Source organism: Photorhabdus sp. RM323S, assembly GCF_042879375.1.
Lineage (GTDB): Bacteria > Pseudomonadota > Gammaproteobacteria > Enterobacterales > Enterobacteriaceae > Photorhabdus > Photorhabdus tasmaniensis.
The window spans coordinates 1-1731 of sequence record NZ_JBHFKZ010000137.1 but is presented as its reverse complement, the minus strand read 5'-3'; the positions used below and the strand labels follow the sequence as shown (position 1 = coordinate 1731).

At 38.8% G+C, this 1731-nt stretch carries 6 protein-coding genes; all 6 read right to left on the bottom strand.

What is annotated here, in order from left to right; genetic code table 11:
- Positions 1-252, bottom strand: a 252-nt coding sequence (locus ACGF7G_RS22230; RefSeq protein ID WP_387468448.1) for an antiterminator Q family protein, incomplete at its 3' end; no start/stop codon positions are given.
- Positions 253-265: 13 nt separating this feature from the next.
- On the bottom strand, positions 266-478 hold the full coding sequence (locus ACGF7G_RS22225; RefSeq protein ID WP_387468447.1) for a hypothetical protein: 213 nt from the start codon (positions 476-478) through the stop codon (positions 266-268).
- Positions 462-1061 carry a recombination protein NinG gene (locus ACGF7G_RS22220; RefSeq protein ID WP_387468445.1) on the bottom strand — a complete coding sequence of 200 codons (600 nt, stop codon included), beginning with the start codon at positions 1059-1061 and terminating at the stop codon, positions 462-464. The genes ACGF7G_RS22225 and ACGF7G_RS22220 overlap by 17 nt, the downstream gene beginning before the upstream one ends.
- Positions 1030-1224 carry a NinE family protein gene (locus tag ACGF7G_RS22215; RefSeq protein ID WP_387468444.1) on the bottom strand — a complete coding sequence of 65 codons (195 nt, stop codon included), beginning with the start codon at positions 1222-1224 and terminating at the stop codon, positions 1030-1032. The genes ACGF7G_RS22220 and ACGF7G_RS22215 overlap by 32 nt, the downstream gene beginning before the upstream one ends.
- Positions 1184-1378 (bottom strand): ClpX C4-type zinc finger protein, encoded by a 195-nt coding sequence (locus ACGF7G_RS22210; RefSeq protein ID WP_133815838.1) that lies wholly within the window; start codon positions 1376-1378, stop codon positions 1184-1186. The genes ACGF7G_RS22215 and ACGF7G_RS22210 overlap by 41 nt, the downstream gene beginning before the upstream one ends.
- The coding region (locus ACGF7G_RS22205) for a hypothetical protein (RefSeq protein WP_387468362.1) at positions 1375-1731 on the bottom strand (357 nt) is incomplete at its 5' end. The genes ACGF7G_RS22205 and ACGF7G_RS22210, both read right to left, overlap by 4 nt.

Below are 1731 nucleotides of genomic sequence, written 5' to 3'. Positions count from 1 at the left end.
CATAGCCCTGAGAGTAAATGTCTTAACATAGTGCATGATGATTAGCTGGAAGTAATAAGGATTATATTTTCTCAATCGAGTAATTGCGGCATCAATAGCAACTCCATCATCATCACAACACTGAGCACGAGTCTTTCGCGTGCTGGGAATTAGCCCTTTAAACCCGGCAGCGATCGGCGACCAATCAACGTCACTGTTTCCCTCGCCAGCCCACGCACCCCAACGTTCTAAAACCTGTTGAATATCACGCATATGTTTACTCCGGCTATTTTTTGCAATTCGGTAATACTGTTGCTATGCGACAATCGTAACGAGTGCTATATACTTTACGTAGACGACTCTCTTTATTTATTCCGACTTCCTGCCGAACTGTGAGAGTTCCATTCCGTTTCTGAGTAACAACATGATGATGTTTTGTTTCATGTCGCAAAAACCGGGCTTCTTCTATTGCTGACTCAATATCAGTGAAGATTGTCATTGCTTAAGCTCCTGAGTTTATCTTTGTAATAATCCCGGATCTGCTCGTAATCATCACGTTTCAATTTCTGCAAAGCATGATGAGACATCAATCTGTCGAATCGCTCTTGCCCTATTTTCTCAATCAACCTAGGTTTATAGTTAATGATATTTCCTGACAAATGGTTATTGCATGGAGCACATTGTTTATGAACATTATCTTCATCAAATCTCAGCTCCGGATGAGCCTTAATTGTTAGATAATGCCCTGCCTGATATTGCCCCTCATGAAATCTCTCACAACTAATACATGGAAGGTCTCTATCTCTTTCTCTGATAAATGCATTAAACGCTTGTTGTGCCTGACTTTTGAAATATGAAAGTGGCTTGACTGCTAATCGACGGGCTTTAAGTTTATCTTTCTTCTCTGCTAATTCTTGTTGCTGTTTCTTTTTAAGTTCCCGCTCTGCTAATTCCTGTTTCTTTTTTCTGTCTTTCCCGCCTTTAGCTGCTGCACATTCAATTGAACATGTATTTTGAAATTGTCGAACGGGCTGATATTCTTTACAGCACTCATTGCATTTTCTTATTCGAAGTTTTTTCATTTCTATTTCTCCGTCTATCCCACTTTGCACGTAATAGCTGATAAACGTAATCAAACGTTTCAACTTCTGACTCTGTAGAAACTGGCTTTGATTTTCTGTTTGATGGGACTTTGTATATCAGATTATTGATGACTCGCTGAGTCTGTGATGTTTTCTGACTCATTTAATTTATTTCCATCTTTCAATATTAACGTCCCAACACAGCGAAGAACGCAACTATCGCAAATATCACTGTTATTCATTCCTGAGACCATTACATTTGCTTCATCTTGCGATTTACCGCAGAAATCACACCAATGTTTGTTGTCTGCTATCATTTATCTTGCTCCTGTTTTAATTTCATATATTGCGAGTTATTTGGAATAGTCACTAAACACCCAATATCAAGCGCCCACTTTTCAACTTGCGTCATAAAATGAAACATCTCTCCCGTATCTAATTTAGATGTCTTTCTAAGCATCCTCACGCGCTCCGGCGACTGCGTATTTAAGTCAATAATATCTATTGCTTCATAACCCAAGAATGTATGTTTCAACGCTTCTTTAACATCCTCCGGCGTTAATTTAGCGTTATTCTTATTTAAATAACGACTTATTTCACCGCACCACATATGAAACGTGCTATTTTGTGGAATTGAGCGAACATCTTTCCACGGCTTAATAATAATGCG